The sequence below is a fragment of the Scytonema sp. HK-05 genome, assembly GCF_963872035.1.
In the GTDB taxonomy this organism is placed as follows: Bacteria; Cyanobacteriota; Cyanobacteriia; order Cyanobacteriales; family Nostocaceae; genus Kalymmatonema.
The window spans coordinates 1-24,719 of sequence record NZ_CAWMYC010000132.1 but is presented as its reverse complement, the minus strand read 5'-3'; the positions used below and the strand labels follow the sequence as shown (position 1 = coordinate 24,719).

At 44.9% G+C, this 24,719-nt stretch carries 16 protein-coding genes; 11 read left to right on the top strand and 5 right to left on the bottom strand.

The genetic code is table 11. The features are described 5' to 3' along the window. Positions 1-234: 234 nt before the first annotated feature. The 3 genes from AACT52_RS29425 to AACT52_RS29415 all read right to left on the bottom strand — a co-directional run bounded on the left by AACT52_RS29425 (position 235) and on the right by AACT52_RS29415 (position 9,038). On the bottom strand, positions 235-4,206 hold the full coding sequence (locus AACT52_RS29425; protein ID WP_073634361.1) for a DUF4347 domain-containing protein: 3,972 nt from the start codon (positions 4,204-4,206) through the stop codon (positions 235-237). A gap of 998 nt (positions 4,207-5,204) precedes the next feature. Then, a complete protein-coding gene (locus AACT52_RS29420) occupies positions 5,205-6,752 on the bottom strand; it encodes a SulP family inorganic anion transporter (protein WP_443216675.1) in 1,548 nt (515 codons plus the stop codon). 309 nt (positions 6,753-7,061) lie between these two features. Further along, on the bottom strand, positions 7,062-9,038 hold the full coding sequence (locus tag AACT52_RS29415) for an ATP-binding response regulator (protein ID WP_073634360.1): 1,977 nt from the start codon (positions 9,036-9,038) through the stop codon (positions 7,062-7,064). Positions 9,039-10,252: 1,214 nt separating this feature from the next. Here AACT52_RS29415 and AACT52_RS29410 point away from each other — a divergent pair. From AACT52_RS29410 to ylqF, 6 genes are all read left to right on the top strand, one after another. Next, positions 10,253-11,584, top strand: coding sequence for a YcjF family protein (locus tag AACT52_RS29410; protein WP_073634359.1), 1,332 nt, complete (start codon positions 10,253-10,255; stop codon positions 11,582-11,584). Between the two features lie 249 nt (positions 11,585-11,833). Next, positions 11,834-12,682: a formate dehydrogenase accessory sulfurtransferase FdhD gene (gene fdhD, locus AACT52_RS29405; RefSeq protein ID WP_073634358.1), complete on the top strand. Its 849-nt coding sequence runs from the start codon at positions 11,834-11,836 to the stop codon at positions 12,680-12,682. 5 nt (positions 12,683-12,687) lie between these two features. Further along, positions 12,688-13,236 (top strand): VOC family protein, encoded by a 549-nt coding sequence (locus AACT52_RS29400; RefSeq protein ID WP_073634357.1) that lies wholly within the window; start codon positions 12,688-12,690, stop codon positions 13,234-13,236. A gap of 237 nt (positions 13,237-13,473) precedes the next feature. Next, positions 13,474-14,337: a class I SAM-dependent methyltransferase gene (locus AACT52_RS29395; RefSeq protein ID WP_073634356.1), complete on the top strand. Its 864-nt coding sequence runs from the start codon at positions 13,474-13,476 to the stop codon at positions 14,335-14,337. 53 nt (positions 14,338-14,390) lie between these two features. Then, on the top strand, positions 14,391-14,762 hold the full coding sequence (locus tag AACT52_RS29390) for a glyoxalase (protein ID WP_073634355.1): 372 nt from the start codon (positions 14,391-14,393) through the stop codon (positions 14,760-14,762). Positions 14,763-15,331: 569 nt separating this feature from the next. Further along, positions 15,332-16,213 (top strand): ribosome biogenesis GTPase YlqF, encoded by an 882-nt coding sequence (ylqF, locus tag AACT52_RS29385; protein WP_073634354.1) that lies wholly within the window; start codon positions 15,332-15,334, stop codon positions 16,211-16,213. A gap of 91 nt (positions 16,214-16,304) precedes the next feature. Here ylqF and AACT52_RS29380 read toward each other — a convergent pair whose 3' ends face one another. Next, positions 16,305-17,816: a serine/threonine protein kinase gene (locus tag AACT52_RS29380; RefSeq protein ID WP_073634353.1), complete on the bottom strand. Its 1,512-nt coding sequence runs from the start codon at positions 17,814-17,816 to the stop codon at positions 16,305-16,307. A gap of 99 nt (positions 17,817-17,915) precedes the next feature. On the opposite strand from AACT52_RS29380, the gene AACT52_RS29375 reads away from it, so the two are divergent. The 4 genes from AACT52_RS29375 to AACT52_RS29360 all read left to right on the top strand — a co-directional run bounded on the left by AACT52_RS29375 (position 17,916) and on the right by AACT52_RS29360 (position 23,515). After that, positions 17,916-18,140 (top strand): hypothetical protein, encoded by a 225-nt coding sequence (locus AACT52_RS29375; RefSeq protein ID WP_143172908.1) that lies wholly within the window; start codon positions 17,916-17,918, stop codon positions 18,138-18,140. A 140-nt stretch (positions 18,141-18,280) separates the two neighbouring features. Next, positions 18,281-19,885, top strand: coding sequence for an adenylate/guanylate cyclase domain-containing protein (locus AACT52_RS29370; RefSeq protein WP_073634352.1), 1,605 nt, complete (start codon positions 18,281-18,283; stop codon positions 19,883-19,885). Between the two features lie 577 nt (positions 19,886-20,462). Continuing rightward, positions 20,463-21,830 (top strand): NAD-dependent succinate-semialdehyde dehydrogenase, encoded by a 1,368-nt coding sequence (locus AACT52_RS29365; RefSeq protein ID WP_073634351.1) that lies wholly within the window; start codon positions 20,463-20,465, stop codon positions 21,828-21,830. 41 nt (positions 21,831-21,871) lie between these two features. Then, positions 21,872-23,515 carry an acetolactate synthase large subunit gene (locus tag AACT52_RS29360; protein ID WP_073634350.1) on the top strand — a complete coding sequence of 548 codons (1,644 nt, stop codon included), beginning with the start codon at positions 21,872-21,874 and terminating at the stop codon, positions 23,513-23,515. Between the two features lie 247 nt (positions 23,516-23,762). On the opposite strand, the gene AACT52_RS29355 is transcribed toward AACT52_RS29360, so the two are convergent. Beyond that, positions 23,763-23,987 carry a hypothetical protein gene (locus tag AACT52_RS29355; RefSeq protein ID WP_073634349.1) on the bottom strand — a complete coding sequence of 75 codons (225 nt, stop codon included), beginning with the start codon at positions 23,985-23,987 and terminating at the stop codon, positions 23,763-23,765. A 486-nt stretch (positions 23,988-24,473) separates the two neighbouring features. On the opposite strand from AACT52_RS29355, the gene AACT52_RS29350 reads away from it, so the two are divergent. Then, positions 24,474-24,671: a hypothetical protein gene (locus tag AACT52_RS29350; protein WP_096549419.1), complete on the top strand. Its 198-nt coding sequence runs from the start codon at positions 24,474-24,476 to the stop codon at positions 24,669-24,671. Positions 24,672-24,719 lie beyond the last annotated feature (48 nt).

The following is a 24,719-nucleotide window of genomic DNA, read 5'->3' as shown; positions in this document are numbered from 1 at the left end:
ATACAGTCGGAACTTGATCGTGATGAATAGCTAATACCAATTTGAAAAAAGAATGCAACACATGGACAAGACCCCTCCCCAACCCGGACCAAGGCATCGGGGAGGGTGCCATCAGGCGGGTGGGGTATCTGTGGCAAACATTTTTTGAATCGGTATAACAAGAAAGCTTCCCTCCGGTGCATGTACCGGAGGGCTGCTTAAGGTATTGTTTAAGAAACTGGGTTTTTGAGTGGGTTAACCAACACTTAGATTCACTTTGACAATCATATCGTTGTAATCTTTGTCACCGCCATTTGCTAAATCCTCAAAGCCAAAGGTGTTATTCCCCAACAAACGAATATGGTCAACTTTATCTGAGTTAGCTCCTAAGAAGGAGAAATACACTGCGGGGTCGTTATTTGAATTCCCATCTAAAATTGCCTCCGGTCTGCCATTAGCAATAATGAATGGTGCCAAGACTGAACCGGGGCTAAGATTAGCTGTGAATGTAGCAGTACTTTGATTGTCCACTGTCAAGTCAATTCCTGGAACACGTCGCTGCACAGCAGCTTGAGCATAACCTGCATCACCAGGACGCAAGTCCACCGTCCCGTTGCCATCGATATCAATACCACCATTGGTATCAGCGACTTGATAGAAGCCGACGAAATTGTCATTGGTTGCTTCTCTGTTTAAGACAAACTCTGCTTTGACCTGAGTTGACACATCACGCAAATCAATAAGTTCTCCAAAAGGATTTCCCTGAAGACCAGCACCTAGAGGTAACGGTTGATTTGTTGCCTTAATCTTCACCACCAGATCCTGGAAGTCGGAAGTGTTGTTATTTGATGCATCATTGAAAGACAATGTAAACTCGCCATTACCCAAGTCTGTGACTTTTTGGGTTGAGGGGTTGGAAAAGAGTACGTCTGTCAGAGAAGTTGAACCAGCTTGTACAGCATCGATACTACTGTTGTTGACCAAGAAGAATCGCAGGCGTTCCCCTGAGTTAAATTCAAGTAGACGTGTTAAGTCAGTATTAAACCCATTGGGAGTATCGGCAATCACCGAGAAAATAGCCTTGGTTCTTGAAAGCGCAACTTGGGCATAATTTTCTGCACCAGGAGCAATGCCATTAATTGTTCCTTGGTCATCGTCAACAACAAACACTCCCAGTTCATTCACCTGATTAGAACTGGCTCCGGTGAGAGTGGCTTCAAGTTTTGGTTTGTTGCCTTCTAACTGGAAAATATTGTTAGACAGGAGCTTCAGGATAGGAGCATCGTTGACAGGATTGGTAACGGGATTGGTAACAGGATTGGTAACAGGATTGGTAACAGGATTGGTGACAGGATTGGTGACAGCACCAATGGTAATTGCGGCAGTGTCAGTCGCGCTGCTAAAGGCAGTTGCGCCACCGCTAAGGGTGGTATCCGCAGTGCTGCCGTTGGTACCACTGGTTTGGTCCCATGCACGGAAGGTCAAAGCATTGCTGATGATGCCATTGAAGTTGGCGTTGGGCTGGAAGTAAATGCGGGTGTTGGCATCACCGGCGAGTAAGCGGGCGTTGGTATCGGATACAAATCCTAAAGGTGTCCAGTTAGTGCCATTGTCGGTGCTGTAGAAGAAGCTGCCGTTGGTAGTGTCAGCGTTTGCGATCGCAACACCTGTCAGTGGATTAGTGTCTGGGTCGGTGACGTTACCATTAACACCCAAAGTCACCAACGAGGAAACAAGGGTACCAACTGCCCCTATGGGTGCGCCTGCACCTTTTTCAATAGCATTTAGAGTGACGTTGGTGTCACCGAGGATAGGAGCATCATTGACGGCATCAATGGTTATTGCGACAGTGTCAGTCGCAATGCTAAAAGCAGTTGCGCCAGCGCTAATGGTGGTGTTCGCGGTGCCGCCGTTGGTACCACTGGTTTGGTCCCATGCACGGAAGGTGAGGGCATTGCTGATAGAGCCATTGAAGTTGGCGTTGGGCTGGAAGTAAACGCGGGTGCTTCCATCAGCCGCTAGCACACGGGCGTTAGCATCGGATACAGACCCCAAAGCTGCCCAGCTACTGCCATCATCGGTACTGTAGAACCAACTGCCGTTGGTAGTGTCAGTATTTGTAATGGCAATACCTGTAAGTGCATTATCTGTAGCTCCATTACCTGTAACTCCATTGTTATCTGGGTCGGTAACGTTAACACCAAGACTGACTAACGAGGAAACAAGGGTACCAACTGGTCCAGTTGGTACCCCTGGATCTTCAACTGTGTTTACCAAGAGGTTGGTGTCAAGCAGGATAGGAGCATTATTGACGGCGTTGATGGTAAGTGCGGCAGTGTTAGTCCGAATACTAAACGCAGTAGCGTCACCAGTGAGGGTGGTATCGGCAGTGCTGCCGTTGGTACCAGTAGTTTGATCCCACGCACGGAAGGTCAGAGCATTGTCAATGGTGCCATTGAAGGTGGCGTTGGGCTGGAAGTAAATGCGGGTGTTGGGATTAGCCCCCAATAGGCGAGCGTTGGTGTCGGATAGAATTCCTATGGGTATCCAGCTGCTGCCATTGTTGGTGCTGTAGAACCAAGTGCCGTTGGTAGCGTCAGCATTTGTGATGGCAATACCTGTGAGTGCATTACTATCGGGGTCGATGACGTTATCATTCAGGCGAGCTAAGGAGGAAACGAGGGTACCAACTGCTCCTATCGGTGCGCCTACATTTTGGTTAATGGCAGTTAGGGTGATATTAGCTTCACTGAGGGTAGGAGCATCATTGACGGAGTTGATGGTAATTGCGGCAGTGTCAGTCGTAGTGCTAAAGGCAGTAGTGCCACCACTAATAGTGGTGTTCGCAATGCCGCCGTTGGTACCAGTAGTTTGATCCCACGCACGGAACGTCAGAGCATTGTTGATGGAGCCATTGAAGTTGGCTTTGGGCTGGAAGTAAATGCGGGTGGTTCCATCAGCTGCCAATAGGCGAGCGTTGGTATTGGATACCAAGTCTAAACGTGCCAAACTGCCGCCATCGTCAAGGCTGTAGAACCAATTGCCGTTGGTAGTGTCAGCATTTGTGATGGCAATACCTGTAAGTGGTGGATTACCTGTAAGTGGATCGTTATCTGGATCGGTGACATTACTACCAAGGCTAACTAAGGAGGAAACGAGGGTACCAACTGGCTCTATGAGTTCACCTGCATCTTCGTCAATGGCAGTTAGGATAAGGTTCGTGTCAGTGAGGATAGGAGCATCGTTAACAGGGTTGATTGTCAGTGTGGCACTGTTAATCCCAGTGCTAAAGGCACTAATGCCACCGTTGGCGCTGGTGTCCGCAGTGCCGCCGTTGATACCACTGGTTTGATCCCACGCACGGAACGTCAGAGCATTGCTGATAGTGCCGTTAAAGTTGGCGTTGGGCTGGTAGTAAAGGCGGGTGATTGCATCAGCCGCCAATAGACGAGCGTTGTTGTCGGATGTAGACCCCAAGGCTGCCCAGTTGCTGCCGTTGTTGGTGGTGTACAACCAATTACCGTTGGTAGTGTCAGCATTTGTAATGGCAATACCTGTGACTGCGTCGGGGTCCTGGTCAATGACCTGATCACCAAGGGTCACTAAGGAGAAAATTGGCGTACCAACTGCCCCTATGGGTGCGACTGCATCTTCGTTAATGGCATCCAGGATCGGATTAGCGTCATTGAGGATAGGAGCATTGAGTACAGATGGATACGCTGTGAGAACTTCGGCGCTGAATGCCAGTGGTTGATTTGAAATGCTGCCAATGTTGACTTCCAGGTTCCAATCACCCCCCAGAAAAGCGTTGCCAGTGAGGTTGGCGGAGGCGGCAACATTTGCTTGCGTTAGTTGGTGTAGCTTGGTGATGAATTCTACCCCAGCATCACCTGCAGCCACATGGCAACCGTAGAGGAGAAGGGAGGGAACTGGAGAGACCGGAAGGTGGGAATATGCGGAGAACCAATTCTTTAATTGGTCGGCGTAAAGTTCTAGGGTGCTCAGGCTGAGTTCGCTATTGCCAAGGGTTAGGGTTCCCGAAGAGCCGTGAGAGACAATGTGGACATTTTCCACTTCACGGTACAGGGACAGTACCTCGGTAATTTGTGCTACCCCATCTCGCTGAGAGTCAAGAACAATAGCCTTGATGCCTGCTACAACATTTTTCAGTAAAAATTCGTAGTGGCTTACAGATGGATCAACGAAAAGAATGCCTGTAATCATCATCTGGTACTCTACAAAACAATATTACGTTTTACATCTGATTACTCACCGTTCGTTTATAGGGAACCAAAGGATGCGGAGAGTTTTAGGTATTTGTTAATTTCTCTACAGTACCCACTAGCCATCAGAGTTTTGGTTGACAACACAAAGTTAATACTTTAAATATAAGTATTTTCACTGTTTGTCTTGTTTGAAAAAGCTGGTATAAGCGCTTAAACCAAAATTTGTTAATACCTGTTCAACTTTTCGTCGTGAGTTTGTGTATTTCCGTAGAAAAGGTCAGTATTTCAAATAAAATTTATACTTATATTTATTTCTAATGAAGCTGTAAAAAATTTGATGGGAGTATTTTTCTTTTACAGTATATTAGGTGTTTTTTACATTTTTTTTGTAGGATGTAGAGTGCGGCCGTCCGGTGTCATCCTCTACATCCCACAATAGGTTTATGACACAAGCACCAAACCAATAAGCTGGAAACAAATGGTCTTGGGGGCAAGAAAAAAATGGGTGCTGGCTTCTTTGTGCCAACTACCCCTATTACGCCGTAAAATTACCTATTAATAGACAAGATTGTATCTCTTTGATTCCATCTGTGTCTCATGATTGTCCATCTGTGGTTAATTATTCTTTTTTTCGACTTTTGTAAGAAGTCTAACGTAGACGCATCTTGGCGTGCCGCAGGCTACCGCTAAGACGGTTTAAACGCACATGAAGTGCCACAAAATTTGAAAAATTTGTTACCACCAAGACAAAGTGGCGTTGCTGAATCAGGGTATGAATTGTCATTCTGTTAGCGTAGCTCCTCACGAAGTGAGGCACGCAACGCACTGGAGTGTTCGCGTAGCGTGCGCCCTTGGCGCTCAGAATCTCGATAGATGCTGAGTCCCAAAGGGACACGCTGCGCGTATGCCTAGCGGCACGCTTTGCGCTTACGTTTCGCGTTGCTACACTCAGCATGACAAAATCAAATTCATACTTCAAATCAGCAACGCCGACAAAGTTTAGTTGATAACCCCTTCCAAAACACCAACTTGACGCATGAATGACTGGCTTTCCTGGTTTAATCCAACCATAACCACATACTTATCCAATTTCCGATACCGCTCAACCACTTTAGAAATTGCAGTGACAGCAGCGTGATCCCACACATGAGCATGATGGAAGTCAATCACAACTTTTTCTGGATCGTCAACATAGTTAAATAACTCCAGAAAGTTGGAGATTGAACCAAAGAAAAGTTGTCCCGATATTGTATAGTGTTTCGCTCCGCTAGCATCAATGGATTTTACTGCTGTGATTTGGGTTGCTTTCCAAGCGAAAATTAAAGTACTCATGATCACGCCAACCAAAACCCCTTGAGCAAGATCATGAGTCCAAAGGGCGATCGCCGCCGTCACAGGCATGGCAATTGCCTCAGTCAACGGCATTTTGCGTAAATCTTTTAATGAGTTCCAATTAAAGGTTTCAAAAGCCACCATAATCATCACGCCGTTGAGGGCAGCCATAGGAATTTGCTTAACAATATCTTTCAAAACGAAAATCAGAATTAACAAGAAAGCACCCGAAACAAAGGTGGACAAACGCCCTTTTCCACCGGATCTAATGTTAATAATCGACTGTCCAACCATGCCACAGCCAGCCATGCCACCAAAAAAGCCTGCGACAATGTTTGCAATACCTTGACCTTTCACTTCCTGGTTTTTAGGGCTCTTGGTATCTGTTAGCTCATCAAGCAGTTGTGCTGTTAATAGAGATTCTAAAAGACCGACAATCGAGAGCGTTAATGAGTAAGGAAGAATAATGAAAAAGCTTTTTAGGGAAAGGTCAATATGCGGCAGATGCAAGGATGGAAGTGTATCGGTTATATTTCCAATATCTCCTACTCTGGTGATATTAACGCCAGTAGACATTGCCACAATCGTCATCAAAATAATGGCAACGAGGGGTGATGGTACACTCTTGGTAAAACGGGGCAGGAGATAAACAATTGCCAATGTAGCGGCTACCATAACGTATGCTTGCCAGGCTTGTCCAGCAACTTGCCTGATTTGAGCCATAAAAATTAAGATACCCAAGGCGTTAACAAAACCCGCGACTACAGATTGTGGAATGAAGGTAAAAAATCTTCCTAATTTCAAAACTCCCATCAGGAATTGAATGATTCCAGTCAGGATTGTGGCTGCAAATAAATACTCAACTCCATGTTTTTCTACTAATGATGTCATCAGTAACGACATCGAACCAGTAGCTGCAGAAATCATTGCCGGTCGTCCACCAAACAGGGAAATCACGACGGCTATACAAAATGAAGTATACAAAGCTACCATTGGCTCAACTTTGGCGATCGCAGCAAAAGCCAGGGATTCTGGAATCAACGCTAATGCCACAGTTATCCCTGCTAAAACATCGCCTCTGATATTGGAAAAATATAAGCTTTTAAACTTTTCTAAGTTTAGTTTCTGCCCGAGTTTGATATTTACTTTTTTAGTTTTTTTTTTAAAAAAAACACTGCTACCCCCAGAGCTAATGAAACGACTTCTCTCAATCAAGCAGTAACTAATATTGCGTCAAGTCATGTTAACATCACGGAAATGACATTTTTCAACAATACCTAGACGAAATCCAAAGTTTTTACAATTTCTTCATATTTTTGCGCGGAAATATGAAATTTTTAACTGAATTCCGCGAAATTCCCCATCCTTCTATAGGAATCCTATTTCATTTGTGTGAAAGTGCCTGCGCGTAAGCGCATAAATTGACCTTATTCAGAACCCCGACTTCTTTAAGAAGTCGGGGTTCTTGTTTTTTCACAAATCCTCATCGGGGGACTGCGCTCAACTTTTTGGTTCAAATAGTTGTTAATGAATTGCTGGGTTTCTCGATTTCTGGTAAAGAATGCTGTGTAAAGCTTGCAATAATTCCTTTGTCATGTAGGGCTTAGAAAGAAATGCTTTGACTCCCCTAGTCCCCGCCAGTTTATCCCTGGCTACCAAACCGCTGACAGCAATAATCAACACACGCGAATTCATTTTTTGCAATGCGCTAATGGTGGCTGCTCCATCCAACGATGGCATCATCATATCCACCAACACCACGCTAATTTCATCTTTGTGTTGGGCATACTGTGCGAGCGCCTCAATACCATCGCTGGCTGTCAACACTTTGTAATTGTAAGTTTCTAACGAGATTTTGGTCGTCTCTAAAATTGGGGCTTCATCATCCACAACCAGAATCAATTCTCCATTTCCTGTTGGTAGTTCGAGGTTTTCTGCAAGCGGCGTTGCTGTTGCCTCCACTGCTGGCAAGAATACTTTAAATTCAGTTCCTCTTCCGAACTTGCTGTACACGTTTACAAAACCACCGTGGCTTTTGATGATGCCCCTCACGGTAGAAAGACCAAGCCCTGTACCTTTGCCAAAATCTTTAGTGGTGAAAAACGGCTCGAATATTCTATCCACTATTTCTGGCGACATACCAACTCCTGTATCTGCAACAGTTATCACGATATGAGGACCGACGCTTGCCTCAAGATTCATCCGGGCATAGTGTTCATCAATGAATACGTTTTCGGCACAGATACTTAGAGTCCCGCCGCTTGTCATGGCATCGCGAGCGTTGACGACTAGATTCATCAGCACCTGATGTAAGTGTGTGGCATCTCCAACAACAGCCCAAAGGTCTGACTTTATATTCGTGGAAAATTCGATGGATTTGGGAAATGTTTCTTGGACAATCTGCTGAATTTCCGAGAACAAGTGACTGACTTGCACAATCGTGCGCTTACCTTCGACTCCGCGTGCAAACTGTAGCACTTGCTTGACCAAACCCGCCCCACGTTTAGCGTTAGTTTCTATTGTCTGAAACATGTGCTGACTCCGCTCATCAGTATTGGGGAGTTTTAGCTGCAGCAGTTGCGCTGCCGTCAGAATTGGAGTCAGTATATTGTTCAGGTCATGTGCAATACCGCCAGCAAGTGTGCCAATGCTCTCCAGTCGCTGCGCCCGGAGAAACTGTGCTTCAAGTTGTTTTTTCTCTGTAATGTCAGTGTTGACCGTAAGAATTGATTGAGGTTGCCCATCAGTATCGCGCATCAAAGTCCACCGGCTGGCAACAATAATCTCTTTACCTTCCTTGTGTATCTGAGTCAACTCACCTTGCCACGATTCACACTCAGCTAAACTTTCCTGGATATTTTGCAGTTGAGATATTTGGTTGGGATACAGAAGCTGATTAATATTTTTGCCGATCGCCTCTATTGCCTTCCATCCGTATAAATTTTCAGCCCCTTTGTTCCAAAAACGGATTCGGTTGTCCAAGTCTTTAACAATAATTGCATCTGTCGTGATATCGAGTAGCGCAGCTTGTTCGCGCAGTTTCTCCTCTACCCGTGTGCGTTCCGAAATTTCCACCTCCAAACGCAGATTTTGCTGTTGAAGTGTCTTAGTTAGGTTTGCAATCCTCAGATGGAGTTCAATACGGGCTAAAACCTCTTCGTGCTGAAGCGGTTTGGTGATGTAATCGACTGCACCAAGACTCAAGCCTTTGACCTTATCCACTGTTTCCGAAAGTGCGGTCATGAAAATGATCGGAATATCTTTTGTTGAGTCATTAGCTTGCAGACGCCGGCAAGTTTCAAAACCGTCTATCCCCGGCATGAGTACATCCAACAGAATCAGGTCGGGTGGCGCATATTCTGCTCGTGCGATCGCACTTTCGCCATCTTCTGCAACTAAAACTGTAAACCCAGAGTCAGCTAAAAAATCGAACAGTATTTCTAAATTGGTGGGAGTGTCATCAACGATTAAAATGGCACTTTTTTCAGTCAAATCACTCATACAAATTTTCTTATTCAATGTAGCATCTGTTGGCAAGGTCGTGCAAGATGTGAATTGATATCCAGCTTTTGTTTTCCTCTCCCAGTTTGTTTTACTGGCATATAAGCGAGGGTCCCTTCAAGCAAATTCCGATGACTAATGCTCTAATTTTCAAGGTAGGTTTCATGAAATGGTGGATGAATGCATCGATCCTAAATTTTGCTCTCGTTTGACTTCTGTAATCTCATCATTTTTTTACATATATCTTTGCCATATACTCGTTTTTGTAACTGAAAGTAAAATTATGTTACTAAAATTTAACTACTTAGAAGTAACTGCTCACACTTAATATCAAATTCTCTTAATAATTCTGATTCGGGAGCGTTGCGTGCCTCCTGCACAAGAGTAAAGCTGAAGTGTAGCGTAAGCACAACTCGCTTAGGACTCGCTTGATGCCTATCGTTCAAGTTCCTTCTCGTACGCAGAAGCTACGTGTATGCCTGCGGCACGCTTTGCGCTTAGGCTTAATTCAAAATTAAAAATGAATAACTAAAAACTATTTTCCCTACAGATAGAACTTGGTTGCTTGAATAATGTTGTATTTCTTTTCCTTTTCTCCATAAAAAAATACACTTCATAAACAAATAAATACATTCGCTTGTACCAGCTTTTATGAAAAATAAATATAAAAAATATAATATTATTATCATAATATCATAAATGATTTTTAAGACTTTTCAAGTTTCACTTTTGAGTTTGAGCAGGATTCTTCTAGGCAAAACTTCAGCGGAACGTGGATTAGTTTCCAATGTAAAGATATAGCCTTACCTTTTTCAGGTTATAAACAAAATATTCAGCAAACAAGACTTGCTCAAAGTGGAATTTGCATTTTTTTGTATAGCTCTTGTAAGTGAGTATAGCAATCCTATTTGATTTGTGTTGGCATAGCCTGGTTTGTAAGTCCGTACCTCTTCCGGAGGAACTTACGCCCTTCGGCGTACCCGAAGGGAGCGTGCGGTAAAATTTGAGAGTAGAGCCAAAAAGTTGCCCAAAGATAAGCTGACGGTGTAGGAGCTTGAAAGCTTATGCTTGGTCAAGGGATTGGCGAATAGGAAGTTCTTTGGGACGTGGGTGTGAGGAACTTTTGGGTATAACAATCTCAATGGTAAACCCCATGAAACGTCCTGAATGATAGACAAAGTCTAGTTAGAATAAGATCTACCTTTTGGATGCCCATGACTGAACAACGTGATGTTGACTCATCGTCGGCTGATTCTCAAGAGTTTAGTGAACCGACGGATGATGTGACGCTCAAGTCGGTCGATGATTCCTGGACAAGCCGCATTGGTGGTGTTTGGAATAACGCAACAGCACGCTTGACGCAACTTCTACCAACAGAGCAAGTGGCACAGACGGTTGTGAAATGGTTTAGCGTCAGCGAAGATCAGGTTGCAGAGATTTTGGAGAGAGTTCGAGCAGAACTGCCAACCACAGAAGCTTTGTTGATTGGTAAGCCCCAAGCCGGAAAAAGTTCAATTGTGCGGGGACTGACAGGAGTTTCTGCGGAGATTGTGGGGCAGGGATTTCGTCCCCACACACAACACACCCAGCGCTACGCCTACCCTTCGGGCGACCTACCGTTACTCATTTTTACAGATACGGTTGGATTGGGAGATGTGAACCAGGACACTCAGGTGATCACTCAGGAACTCGTTGGCGATTTGCAACAAAAGAACCGTCACGCCAAAATCTTGATTCTGACGGTCAAAATTAATGATTTTGCGACTGACACACTGCGACAAATTGCGGCTGGGCTGCGTGAGAAATATCCAGATATTCCCTGTCTGCTAGCAGTGACTTGCTTGCATGAGGTGTATCCTCCCGGTACAGCCGATCATCCGGCATATCCACCAGATTATGAAGAAGTCAACCGAGCATTCGCTGCAATGCAGCAAGCTTTTGCAGGACTGTGCGATCGCTCTGTCCTGATTGACTTTACCCTGGAAGAGGATGGCTACAATCCTGTGTTTTATGGCTTAGAGGCGCTGAGGGATATCTTGGCAGATCTACTCCCCGAAGCCGAAGCGCGGGCGATTTATCAGTTATTAGATGAGGACACTGGCAGACAAATCGGTGATCTTTACCGGGATGTTGGACGCCGTTACATTTTGGTATTTGCCATCATATCAGCGACGCTCGCAGCTGTGCCCTTGCCCTTTGCAACGATGCCAGCACTCACAGCATTGCAAGTCTCGATGGTAGGGGTGCTGGGAAAATTGTATGGACAGACGCTGACTCCATCGCAGGCGGGGGGTGTTGTCAGTGCGATCGCCAGTGGCTTCTTAGCACGGGCAGTCGGACGTGAATTACTCAAATTCGTGCCAGGTTTCGGCAGTGTGATAGCTGCTTCCTGGGCAGCCGCCTACACCTGGGCACTGGGCGAGGGGTCCTGTGTTTACTTTGGTGACTTAATGGGGGGCAAGAAACCTGATCCCCAAAAAATTCAGTCTGTGATGCAAGAAGCCTTTGAGTCAGCAAAAGAACGGTTTAAGGGAATTAAGCGTTGAGAACATCTGTGCTGTGTTATTTGAGTAACAGCACAGATGTGTTATCCACTGGCTGCAAACTCTGTATACTGACGCATATTAGGCTCGTGAAATGCCAGCACGATCACAGAAACCAGAATTTGCAATTTTCGCAGATGCCTAATAGGAGTAAGCTAATGTGCATTTAATTTGCACTAACTGGACGGGCTGTGCGGCCCATTCCACAAGGGGTTTCTCAAATTTTATGCAAGTTAAAGGGCGACGCCGCTTATGAATACGCGAACTGGCAGTAAAACCAAAACCACCACCTGGGTGGTGGAAAATGGCAAGATCCGTTCTCGACAAGACCAACTGACTACCGAGGAACCCTTGGAAATTCGCCTTGTCTCTTCCCAAAAGACAATAGCCGTTACCATGCGCACACCAGGGGCAGATTTTGAACTGGCTGCTGGTTTTCTCTACAGTGAGGGAGTTATTAGCTGCCGGGAAGATATCCAACGTATGAGTTACTGCGTGGATAAGTCGGTAGAAGGTGAGCAACGCTACAACATTGTAAATGTTAGCCTTCGGGAGGGATTGAATCCAGATTTACAGCCATTGGAAAGACACTTTTATACCAGTAGTGCCTGTGGAGTTTGTGGTAAGGCGAGTCTTGAAGCTTTGCGTTTGGGGGGTTGTGCGGCTATTGTTTCAGAACTTATCGTGACTGCTGAGATGATTTACACCTTACCAGATAAGCTTCGGGCGAATCAAGGTGTGTTCCATGCTACAGGGGGTTTGCATGCAGCGGCTTTGTTTGACAGCCAAGGACACCTACTGAACTTACACGAGGATGTAGGGCGTCACAATGCTTTAGATAAATTGATAGGTTCCGCTTTGCTGAGTGAGCAGTTACCATTAAGTAATTATATAGTGATGGTCAGCGGGCGCTCAAGCTTTGAAATTTTGCAAAAGTGTACAACGGCGGGTGTTCCGATTGTCTGTTCTGTTTCTGCGCCTAGCAGTTTGGCAGTGTCTGTAGCAAAGGAATTTGGGATTACCTTAATTGGATTTTTGCGAGGGGAACGGTTCAATGTCTACACTGGTTTAGAAAGAATAAGCTTTTTTGAAAACAGGTGATAGCAATGAATGAGTTTCAACTGCAAGGAATAAATCATATTGCCTTGGTGTGTAAGGACATGGCACGCACTGTGGACTTTTACACCAATACGCTAGGTCTAAAGTTAATCAAAACGATCGCCCTACCGGATGGTGGACAGCACTTTTTCTTTGATATTGGCAATGGAGAGGCGATCGCTTTTTTCTGGTTCCCACAAGCACCACAAGCGGCTCCTGGTATAGCGTCCGTTAGCCCAGATGCTTGGCGAACTGGTAATATAACTACAGCACACGGCTCATTAAACCATTTGGCATTTAAAGTTTCATTTGAAAAACTTCAGGAGTACCGAGAAAAACTCGTTGCCAAAGGTGTCGAAGTGACACCTATTTTACACCACGCAGATGTGAAGAGTGGTTATGTTCCAGAAGTTGACGAAACTACATTTATTTCCTCTGTTTATTTCTTCGACCCTGATGGCATTCTGCTAGAGTTTGCAAGCACTTTGCGCGAGTTGGGTGATCCAGACAGAGATATTCAACATCAACCGGCAACAGCAGTTAGCACAACAAACTAGTACCGTGCCACTATGGCACTGCGTCCGCATCCCCCCTTTGTACCCGCCACCTGCTGGTGGGTACAATGACACTGCTATCAACATGATGTATGCTCCAGTCCGATTGGAATGCAGATTTAGTGGACGTTTCTAACAAAATGCTACGCTAATACCCGTACCTTGGCTCAACCAGTTATCAGTTATCAGTGATAACTGTTCACTGTTTTGAGTCTGCCGCTGAACACACCCTAGTCACTCATGCCTCAACCAAAGTTAATTGATATTCCTAAACCGACGCGCTACCAAAATGCTGCGCTCAATTATTATCTGGAACTTTCAGGTTCACCCTATCTGCATTATGGCTATTGGGAGCCAGTACCTGCTTCTGGCGAGGAGCTGACTATTGCGCAGCTACGCACCGCTCAGGAAGCTTATGCAGCCAAACTTGTAAGTTTCATCCCAGAGGGAATAAAAACCGTGCTTGATGTCGGCTCTGGCATTGGTGGCAATGCTGCCTACCTCCAAGAGCGTGGCTTCACTGTTGAGGGATTGGCACCCGATCCGTTTCAGCAAGAGATGTTTGTGAAGCGGACCAACGGTCAAGCACCGTTCCACTTAACGAGATTTGAAGATTTCCAGGGAACCCACTGTTACGACCTCATCCTCTTCAGCGAAAGTAGCCAGTATATGGCTGCTGATGACATTGCTCAAGGTGCCGCTCGTCTGCTTAACCGTGGTGGCTACCTGCTGCTTGCCGATATGCTCCGCGTTGATGCCAAATACCATGAGGGCATCTTTTCCAATTGTCATGTCGGCAGTGTTCTTCATGATGCATTGGTGCAAGCTGGGTTCAATTTAGTTAAAGCTGAGGATATTTCAGCGCAGATTGCGCCAACGATTGACTTGGGTATAGGAACCTTCCGCACTTTTGGGCTGAGTACTATCAAGTATATTGCCGATTTGGTGGCGATCGCTGTCCCACCGTTGCATGCAATCGGGCGCTGGATGTTTAACCGCTGGCTTAAAAAGCTGATTGTTGAGGGGTTAGAAGCACGCACAATTTTTGACCAGCATCTGTGTTACGAAATCCAACTCTGGCAGCTGTCAGAAAAAGATAAATAACTTGATTTTGATGGTTATGATTTGAGAGCGTTAATTCATAGTTCATCGTTCAGATGACTTTTCAATTTACTGAAGCTATCGTTACCCTGGCAACTTTTCATCTTGAAACCTTAGTTGGTTTCTATACTCATTTCCTAAGTATAGAGCCAACTACTTACATCCCAAATGTTTATGCTGAGTTTCAATTTGCTAGTTTGAAATTAGGTATTTTTAAACCAAAACAGACAGACTTTTCGGAATTTGAAAACTCGGCTAAAAGTAAGATGAGTTTGTGTTTAGAGGTCAGTAACTTAGAAAGTGCGATCGCTCAGCTTACCGCATTGGGCTATCCGCCACCAGGAGCAATTATCACTGCTTCCCACGGTAGGGAAATATACGCTTATGACCCAGATGGTAATCGGATAATTCTACATCAATCAAAGTAGGGTGTGTGTTTGCGCTACTATATGGCTAAAGTTCTACAATAAGCCTCTTACCAAAGTTACAGCTATTTTCGGGTAAGTAAGTCGGCAAGAAAAAACCAAACTATGTAAAGAAAAGTAAAATTTCTGTATTTGGCTCGTAGTAGCGCTATGGCTGACGCCACGCTGCGCGAACAGCGCTAAAGCGCTACTACAAACCAGTGATGATTATTTGCGCCGACTTACTTAAATAGACCACATTTGCCGTAGGGGCACAGCATTGCTGTGCCCTTACAGTGTGGTTCAAATACGTGAAAACTGCTGTAAGAAGAATGAAAATGAAACCACAGATGGACACAGATGCACACAGATGATTTATCTGTGTTAATCTGTGTGCATCTGTGGTTTTAAATATTTCTATATGACTTTTGCAAGAAATGGAATGACAAAAGGGGCACTGTAACCTACTCATTACCAATGCTGGGTTACAATTTGCAAGCACAGCCCACAGATATTATTTTATCAGTTCGCTACACAATATCAATAGTCCTGAGTCATTTGACAAAGGACAAACGACAAAGGACAAAGAACAAATGTCAATAACTCAAAACTATAAACTAAACATCATTCAATGGTATCCAGGACACATTGCTAAAGCTGAAAAAAACCTAAAAGAACATCTCAAAGTTGTCGATGTCGTATTGGAAGTACGCGACGCCCGCATTCCCTTGGCAACACATCACCCCAAAATGAGCGAGTGGGTGGGAAGCAAAACACGGGTGTTGGTGGTAAATCGATTAGATATAATTTTGCCGCAAGTACGACAAGTGTGGACACAGTGGTTCAAGAGTCAGGGTGAAGTGCCTTATTTTACCAATGCTCAACAAGGTCAAGGTGTGGCTGCGGTGTCAAAAGCGGCACAAGCTGCTGGGGTGGCAATTAATGAACGTCGGAAAAGTCGCGGGATGTTACCCCGTGCAGTCCGTGCTGTGGTGATTGGCTTTCCGAATGTTGGCAAATCAGCTTTAATCAACCGTTTGCTGGGACGGCGAGTAGTGGAAAGTGCAGCGCGTCCTGGGGTAACTCGCCAATTGCGTTGGGTGCGAATTTCCGAGGAACTGGAATTGCTGGATGCTCCAGGTGTCATCCCTGCTAAGTTGGAAAATCAAGAAGCAGCATTGAAGTTAGCCATTTGTGACGATATTGGTGAAGCATCTTACGACAATCAAAAGGTAGCAGCGGCATTAGTAGATATAATCAAAGATGGTCAGACCAATGATCCTGATTTTTTACCAGAACATCCTTTGCGATCGCGTTACACACTCGACCCCACACCTCTGACAGGAGAAGCATACTTGCACGCTTTGGCAGAGTATCGTTACAAAGGCGATGTAGAAAAAACTGCACGTACACTACTCACAGATTTTCGTAAAGGTTCACTCGGTCCAATTCCTTTAGAATTACCACCAGAATAAACCCAGATGAGGGAGATGAGGGAGATGAGGGAGATGGGGGAGATCAGGGGGATGAGGGAGAATAATTTTTGACTTTTGACTTTTGAATTGCTCATTTTGCTTTGCAAGTATTTTTTGTCCGACTCCCCCAAATCCAACCCTCTTCGGGAGCAGTAATTTCAATCCAGCCACCATCGCGTTTTCCAGTAACTGTCACCTGAGTACCAGCTTTTATAACTTTTCCAGTTCTCCTACGCCCAGAAACAGCGCGTAGATTTGCAGGTTGCGTCACAACAAAACAATTGTTTTGTTCTTTGTTTTCTTCAGGTGTATTGTTCTGTGTTGTGTTCTGATTAGTTGTATTGTTCTGTGTTGTGACTTTAGTTTTTTCTTCTATTGTTTCTGGAATTTTATTATCTGCTGTTTCTTGAGAGGGCTGCTGCTGTTGCTGCTGTGGTGGAGTTGCAGAAATTATGCTAAACACAACTAAAACAATACCGCCGCCTGCGGCAATAAGTAATGGCAGTTTACGACGATATTTATCAAGAGAACCAAGCCTTGAGGGAGAACTGTTTGGTGAGGCGGGTGAATCAGGAGCAATTCTCACCGTACTCTGTGCAGGGGATGCAGGTGGTAGAGTGGCGTCAGGAATTGTTGTGTTATTTGGTGGAGTGTAACCAGGTTTTGCTAGTTTCTGGAGTGATTGCATCACTTTATTTGCTGACACATACCCTTCTCGTAAATAGTTACGTAGGACATGCTTGACGGTACCAGCAACAGCTGTTGGTGTGTTGGGATGGGTGATTGAGGCGAGTGCTTCCAGGGCTTCGTCTGCGAAGTGGAAGCGATATTTATAGTATGGGCGTACCATTTTGCTGATGATAACTGCCAAGTGATCGCTGACTTGAGCATATTGTTGCCAGATAATTTCCCCGCTTGTCGGGTCTTCTGCCAGTTGCTTGGGACTCAAGCCTGTGAGGGCTTGGATAGCAATCATGCCAAGAGCATAAATATCACTATTAGGACGAGGTCTACCTTGTGCTTGCTCACTTGGCATATAGCCTGGAGTTCCAATAGCAATTGTCTGGTTTTTGAACTGCTGTTCTGGACTCATCAGCGAGTACATCTGCACCTGTTTGACAGCACCGAAATCAACCAGAACCAGCTTGTTGTCGGAATGGCGGCGGATAATGTTTTGGGGCTTGAGGTCGCGATGGATAACATTATTATTATGAATAAAGTCTAGGACAGGCAAAATTTCATATAGAAGTTGAATGACCTGGCTTTCTTCCCAACGGTTCCCGCTTAACATCTCAGCAGACAGCGGATGTCCGTCGATAAACTCCTGTACCAAGAAGAATTCTTCGTTTTCCTCAAAGTAAGCTAACAGCCGAGGAATTTGGTCATGATTGCCTAGCTTTTCCAAGGTTTCGGCTTCCCTACTAAACAAGCGTCTCGCTGTTTGTAAAAAGTCGGGGTCGTTAGTCGCAGGTTTGAGATGCTTGACTACGCAAGTGGGATTCCCAGGACGACGAGTATCTTGCGCTATGTAAGTATGACCAAATCCGCCTTTACCCAAGAGTTCAACCACCTGGTAACGCTGGTCTAGTAAGGAACCGATCATCGTATAGCTTTCCTCAGGTGAAATGTTCAGCACAATAGACTTTTTCAAAAAAAAGTAGTTTTTCCCGGATTGCTGTAGAAATAATTGCTACAGAAATATATGTACAACAATCAGGTGATGGCAGCTACCCATGACAACGTAAAAATCGCAACAAAGACAATAACTTCATATTTAAATCATATCGGCAGCATTCAGTCTACTTGTACTGTGTCAGTAGCAGCAATACGAGTGCCTATCATCCATCCAGAGGTTTCACCCTTGTATGCTGCTCGCTGCTGCCTCTCTAGCGCCGCTAATGTTTCTTCCGTATCTGTATCTAGCTAAAATGTTATTTTTTCCTAGTTGTCGGAATGGGATCAGCAGTGCCATAAAGAAACAGTGAAGGATTAAGCCTTAACCCTTAACATATCCTTTACGTTAGCAATGCTGGCACTCCCTGCTTCCCGAATGGATTTATAGAAGTCATGACTAAACTGAAACTGCGCCTACAAGAAGGAAATTCCCAAAAAACCGTGACGGTGCATCAAGATGTTTTCACTATCGGTCGTTTGCCGCAATGCGACTTATACTTACCTTCTGGGGGAGTTTCACGTTACCATGCCCGCCTTGTGAAAACTCCTTCGGGTCTGTGGACTATTGAGGATTTGGGCAGCAAAAACGGCACTCAATTGAACGAACGCCTAATTTCCTCTCCCCAAGAGTTGCAAGACGGTGATGTTGTTTGGCTGGGGGATATGTGCCTGGTTATCATGTTGACTCCTGTTGAATCATCCACGTTTAAGCAAGGAGTCGTTTCTCCAGGAAAAACAATTCTTCGCAATGTTAAACAATTGCAAGAGCAATGGATTTTCGCTGATAACATCGATGGTGATATCAGCATCAAAGACAAAACGATCGCTCGCCTGAAAGACTTGGTAGACATAGCCAAGAATCTCTCCGCAGCAGCCTCCATAGAAGAGATTTTCTCCCAAGTCCAGCAAGTGGTGTTTCGTTACCTCAACAGTATTGACCGTTTAGCATTATTAATTGATGTTTCTGGGTGTGGCAATCTGGAATTATTGAATGCTGCTACGAGAAAGATCTCTGATCAAGAACATCTCCCAAGTGATGGTAGTTGGATTAGCCGTAGTATCTGCCAAAAAGTCTTTGACGAAAAAGTTGCCATTCAAACCGCTGATGCCCAAAATGATGAAAGGTTTGCTGGAGAAAACAGTATTCTGGTGAAAGACATTCGTAGTGCAATGGCGGTGCCTTTGTGGGATGAAAATAAGGTTGTTGGTGTTCTCTACGCTGATGCTCATTTCTCTTCTCACCATTGGGTAGAAAAAGGAGAGGAAGAACTCAGTTTTTTTTCGGCTTTAGCAAATCTTGTAGCTTCTAGCGTACAACGTTGGCTGCTAGCCGAAAAACTTAGAAGCGAAGAAGTGATTCGCCAAAGACTCGAACGCTATCATTCCCCAGCAGTTGTACAGCAGTTGATTGCTGTCGGTGCATTGCCAAATGGACGTTTACCTCCACAAGAAACTGAAATTAGTATTTTATTTGCGGATTTGGTTGGCTTTACGGCAATTTCAGAAAGGTTCACGCCAACTCAAGTTGCGGAATTGCTTAACAATTTATTTGAGGAGATGCTGCAAGAGGTGTTTGCCTGTGGTGGCACTTTAGATAAGTATATTGGCGATTGCATTATGGCATTTTTTGGCGCTCCTGAACCACAACCGGATCATGCCGATCGCGCTGTCACTGTTGCCAAGGGTATGTTAACTCGTCTGGAAACTCTCAACGCCAAAAATTTTTGGATCGAACCATTGCAATTGCGAATTGCCATTAACAGTGGTAAAGCTGTCGTTGGAGATGTCGGCAGTTCCCAAAGGGTAGATTATACCGCATTAGGAGCCACTATTAATTTAGCTGCGCGTATGGAAGCAATTTGTCCTCCAGGGGAATGCGTTGTCAGTGAAGCCACTTATCAAATGCTTTCTCAACCCTCATCCTTCCTAGAAATGGGAGATTATCGCTTCAAAGGTATCAATCGATTAGTCAAAGTTTATCAGACAAAAATGCACTAAGTAAGCATTTCATTAACTGGTAGACCATTAAAGTTGGCAATACTCTGCGTCCCTTTGCGCGTTCCTCCGCTACCTGGTGCGTTTAAAAACATTACGAATTAATGAAATGCTGTACTAAGGAGAGATTCGGTACGGGTGTCATGGAATCTGGAAATTCTCTGTTCAAAATTCACGGTGGACTCACTTACACTCCGGCATTCCTAGTCAAAGCTTTTGTGTACAAACCTAAGATAACAGCCGTCCGAAGGTTATAAGTCCACACAAAAGCGCGATTTTGCTGTAATTTCATAATTAAAAGTCAAAAAAAGATATCAAATTGTAAAATTTATTTTTAATAACACAACTACATCCTGCTAAAATCAAGCAGAGTTGATGAAAAGCACACTTTGCAAGGGGGGATTGTAGGCATAAGTACATATGGTTTATGTATATTTTGTTTCAATTTTGATTGCAAAAATTTAATATAAGTAGAGTTAGCATTTTTTGAAAGACTACAATGAGCGAAGTAGCTTCCGCAATAGATGTATATAACATATGGATGCTACCTCTGGTAATTTTTTAACGGGGAGGTCAGGGTATGGCGATCGCCACAATTAATCCTGCAACTGGGGAGTTGCTGAAAACTTTTGAACCATTAAGCGATGCAGAAATCGCTGAAAAACTAGATTTGGCACAACAGGCTTTTGAAAAGTACCACAAAACGAGTTTTTCAGAGCGATCGCACTGGATGCAAAACGCTGCTGACATTTTAGAGCAAGAAAAAGAAGATTTTGCCAAGATCATGACGCTGGAAATGGGCAAACCTTTTAAAGCGGCGATCGCGGAAGTGGAAAAATGCGCTGTCGTCTGTCGTTACTACGCTGAACACGCTGCGGAATTCCTTGCTGATGTGACCGTAAAAACTGATGCAAGCCAAAGTTTCGTAAAATACCAGCCATTAGGTATAATCTTGGCAGTCATGCCGTGGAATTTTCCCTTTTGGCAAGTGTTCCGTTTTGTCGCACCAGCGCTGATGGCAGGCAATGTGGGATTGCTCAAACACGCTTCCAACGTGCCACAGTGTGCTTTGGCAATAGAAGAAATTATACAAAAAGCAGGTTTTCCAAAAGGCGTATTTCAAACTCTATTGATAGGTGCTGCAAAAGTTGCTGACTTGATGAGTGACGATCGCGTCAAAGCAGCGACGTTGACAGGAAGCGAACCAGCAGGCGCAAGTTTAGCCGCCGCATCGGGAAAACAAATTAAAAAAACTGTCTTGGAATTGGGAGGAAGCGACCCGTTTATTGTATTGGAAAGTGCTGATTTAGAAGCAGCAGTTACCACGGCAACAACAGCCAGAATGTTGAATAACGGGCAATCATGTATTGCAGCGAAACGCTTCATCGTCGCTGAGACAATAGCAGACAAGTTTGAAAAACGACTCCTAGAGAAATTCCACGCGCTGAAAATTGGCGATCCGATGCAAAGCGAGACTGATTTAGGACCACTAGCAACTCCTGATATTCTTAAAGATTTAGACCAGCAAGTGCAAGCTGGTGTCAAGAGTGGGGCAAGAGTTTTGACGGGTGGACATCCTTTATCAGATCGTCCGGGAAACTTTTATCCACCAACCATTCTCACAGATATTTCGCCAGACAATCCAGTGGCACAGGAAGAGTTTTTTGGTCCGGTAGCGATGTTATTCCGTGTACCAGATATTGACGCAGCGATAAAACTAGCAAATGCTACACCTTTTGGTTTAGGTGCTAGTGCTTGGACAACAAACGCCGAAGAACGCGATCGCCTCGTAGAGGAAATCGAAGCAGGTTCGGTATTTATCAACGGTATGGTCAAATCCGACCCCCGCTTGCCCTTCGGCGGTATCAAGCGTTCTGGATATGGCAGGGAGTTGAGTATCCAGGGCATACATGAGTTCGTCAATGTTAAAACTGTGTGGGTAAAATAATTAACCACATCAGGTGCAATCAACCCAGAGGAATAGTAAATATGAATACAGCTGAATTACTCGTACAGTGCTTAGAAAATGAAGGAGTGCAATACGTTTTCGGACTCCCTGGGGAAGAAAACCTGCATGTTTTAGAAGCGCTGAAACATTCTTCCATTCAATTTATTACCACACGCCACGAACAAGGCGCGGCATTCATGGCAGATGTCTACGGACGTTTGACAGGAAAAGCCGGAGTTTGTCTTTCAACTCTTGGTCCAGGCGCGACGAACTTGATGACTGGGGTAGCAGATGCTAACCTCGATGGTGCGCCTTTAGTGGCAATTACCGGGCAGGTGGGCACAGATAGAATGCACATCGAATCGCATCAATATTTAGATTTGGTGGCGATGTTTGCCCCGGTAACAAAATGGAATAAACAGATTGTGCGCCCTAGTATTACACCAGAACTTGTGCGCAAAGCCTTTAAACGGGCACAAAGTGAAAAACCAGGCGCAGTTCACATCGATTTACCAGAAAATATTGCCGCCATGCCCGCAGAAGGCTACCCCTTGCGTAAGGACAACATTGAAAAAACCTTCGCTTCTTTTGCCAGTATCAGGGCAGCAGCAGCAGCAATTTCCCAAGCAGTGAACCCGATAATTTTAGTTGGTAATGGGGCTATCCGCGATCGCGCAAGCGATGCTGTCACACAATTCGCCAACCAGATGAATATTCCTGTTGCCAACACTTTCATGGGCAAAGGCGTGATTCCTTATACTCATTCCTTAGCATTGTGGTCAGTGGGATTGCAACAGCGAGATTTTATCACCTGTGGCTTCGATAACACAGATTTAGTGATTGCGATCGGCTATGATTTGATTGAGTTTTCTCCAAAAAAATGGAATCCCGATGGGAGAATCCCCATTGTTCATATTGGAGTCACTCCTGCGGAAATTGATAGTAGTTATATTCCTAACGTTGAAGTTGTCGGAGATATTACTGATTCCCTCTCTGAAATCTTAAAATTTGCAGATCGCGAAGGTAAGCCCAATCCTTACGCTATCAACTTAAGGACAAATATCCGTGCTGACTACGAAGAGTATGCCAATGATGACGGGTTTCCGATTAAGCCACAAAAGTTAATTTATGACTTGCGGCAGGTGATGGGACCAGAAGATATCGTCATCTCAGACGTAGGCGCACATAAAATGTGGATTGCCCGTCATTATCACTGCCATAGCCCGAATACTTGCATCATTTCCAATGGCTTCGCCGCAATGGGTATTGCCATTCCTGGTGCTGTAGCGGCAAAACTTGTGCATCCCAACCGTAAAGTTGTTGCTGCAACCGGTGATGGTGGCTTCATGATGAATTGCCAGGAATTAGAAACAGCTTTGCGCGTTGGTACACCCTTTGTTACCCTCATTTTCAATGATGGTGGCTACGGCTTAGTTGAGTGGAAGCAAGAAAATTACTTTGGCAAAGGGAGGTCATCTTTTGTGCATTTTGGCAACCCTGATTTTGTCAAATTTGCCGAAAGCATGGGTCTCAAAGGCTACCGCGTTGAATCTGCTACTGATTTTGTTCCCATCCTGAAAGAGGCTTTAGCACAGGATGTTCCAGCAGTGATAGATTGTCCTGTTGATTACCGGGAGAATACGCGCTTTTCGCAAAAAGCCGGCGCGTTGAATTGTGCAGTGTAGGAGTTTCGCGCCAAGACGCTAAGATGCAAAGATATCTTGGCGTTCTTGGCGGTTCTCTCTTGGTTGCAATACAGTCAGAACCCCGCCCCTAACCCCTCCCCGCATGCGGGGAGGGGAACTTTGGCGCAAGCCAAAAGCGGGGTGGGGTGAACAACGCGTACTACATCCAAACGAGAACCGCTATATGCCCTACGGACAGGCTGAGCGCAAAGCGCCCCCTTCGGGTACGCTAAGGCACTTCGTTGCATCACTGTTGAGAATGCTGATTTTCCTGCGGTTGAATCTTATCTTCCGCAGGTTTGCATTCTTTTTTGTCCACATCAGTTTTTATCCTCAGTCCCTTCATATTGATTGCTACTTCCACGCGGTAGCGACCATCAACCATGTGAATGGTAGTATAAGCTCCTGTGGTAAACATGAGCACTGCACAAAGTGGTAAGGTAAATTGCCAAATTTCTAAGTTGCGTTTCATTTTGAGGACTTTTAACTCAACACTCTTATTGAAATTTGGCGTTGGTTGAGTACTGAGTTGGGCAACAGTTCAGCATGAGACGACTTATCGTTGATTTTAGGTTGAGATCAGGATGGCTAGTCTTTGTAGAGTGCGTTGCAATACGGTTCGGATAAGACTTGATCCCCCCAACCCCCCTTAAAAAGGGGGGCTAATACCAAATCCGCTTTTCTAACCCCCTTTTAGCCCAGGCGATGTTCGTAATCGGGGAGTTTACGGGCACACAAACGCTCGTCCCCCTACGCGGACTAAATTATAAAGGGGGTATTAGATCCGGATTTGGTATAGTTTCCCCCCTTTTTAAGGGGGGCTAGGGGGGATCTTTGAGGGATGAACATGGCGTTCCCGTACCGTATTGGGGTGCATTGGTGCTTTTGGGTTACGCACTTCGCACTCTACATTAGTGTAAAACCCGCTATACTCTAAGCAGTTTTGCGATGATGAGTGATGGCGCGATCGCTTAGAGTTGCCCAAGAGTACATTCAAAAAGTTAAATCATCTCTCCAGCGTTCTGGCTATCCCAGCCAAAAAGCTTTCGCCACAGAAATGGGGCGTTCTGAGTCAACCATCAAGAACTTCCTCAAGGGGGAACCAGTTGATTACCTGAATTTTGTGGAATTTTGCCAGAAATTGGAACTAGACTAATTACTAGAAAACGGAATTTTGGAGTATAATGCAATAAGTCGCAGTAAT

Coding starts and splice junctions, on each gene's coding strand:
- AACT52_RS29390 (WP_073634355.1), top strand. CDS start 14,391: ATGACTTTTCAATTTACTGAAGCTATCGTTACCCTGGCAACTTTTCAT.
- AACT52_RS29355 (WP_073634349.1), bottom strand. CDS start 23,987: ATGAAACGCAACTTAGAAATTTGGCAATTTACCTTACCACTTTGTGCA.
- AACT52_RS29350 (WP_096549419.1), top strand. CDS start 24,474: ATGGCGCGATCGCTTAGAGTTGCCCAAGAGTACATTCAAAAAGTTAAA.
- AACT52_RS29360 (WP_073634350.1), top strand. CDS start 21,872: ATGAATACAGCTGAATTACTCGTACAGTGCTTAGAAAATGAAGGAGTG.
- AACT52_RS29375 (WP_143172908.1), top strand. CDS start 17,916: ATGTACAACAATCAGGTGATGGCAGCTACCCATGACAACGTAAAAATC.
- AACT52_RS29410 (WP_073634359.1), top strand. CDS start 10,253: ATGACTGAACAACGTGATGTTGACTCATCGTCGGCTGATTCTCAAGAG.
- AACT52_RS29370 (WP_073634352.1), top strand. CDS start 18,281: ATGACTAAACTGAAACTGCGCCTACAAGAAGGAAATTCCCAAAAAACC.
- AACT52_RS29365 (WP_073634351.1), top strand. CDS start 20,463: ATGGCGATCGCCACAATTAATCCTGCAACTGGGGAGTTGCTGAAAACT.
- fdhD (WP_073634358.1), top strand. CDS start 11,834: ATGAATACGCGAACTGGCAGTAAAACCAAAACCACCACCTGGGTGGTG.
- AACT52_RS29380 (WP_073634353.1), bottom strand. CDS start 17,816: ATGATCGGTTCCTTACTAGACCAGCGTTACCAGGTGGTTGAACTCTTG.
- AACT52_RS29425 (WP_073634361.1), bottom strand. CDS start 4,206: ATGATGATTACAGGCATTCTTTTCGTTGATCCATCTGTAAGCCACTAC.
- AACT52_RS29415 (WP_073634360.1), bottom strand. CDS start 9,038: ATGAGTGATTTGACTGAAAAAAGTGCCATTTTAATCGTTGATGACACT.
- AACT52_RS29400 (WP_073634357.1), top strand. CDS start 12,688: ATGAATGAGTTTCAACTGCAAGGAATAAATCATATTGCCTTGGTGTGT.
- AACT52_RS29395 (WP_073634356.1), top strand. CDS start 13,474: ATGCCTCAACCAAAGTTAATTGATATTCCTAAACCGACGCGCTACCAA.
- ylqF (WP_073634354.1), top strand. CDS start 15,332: ATGTCAATAACTCAAAACTATAAACTAAACATCATTCAATGGTATCCA.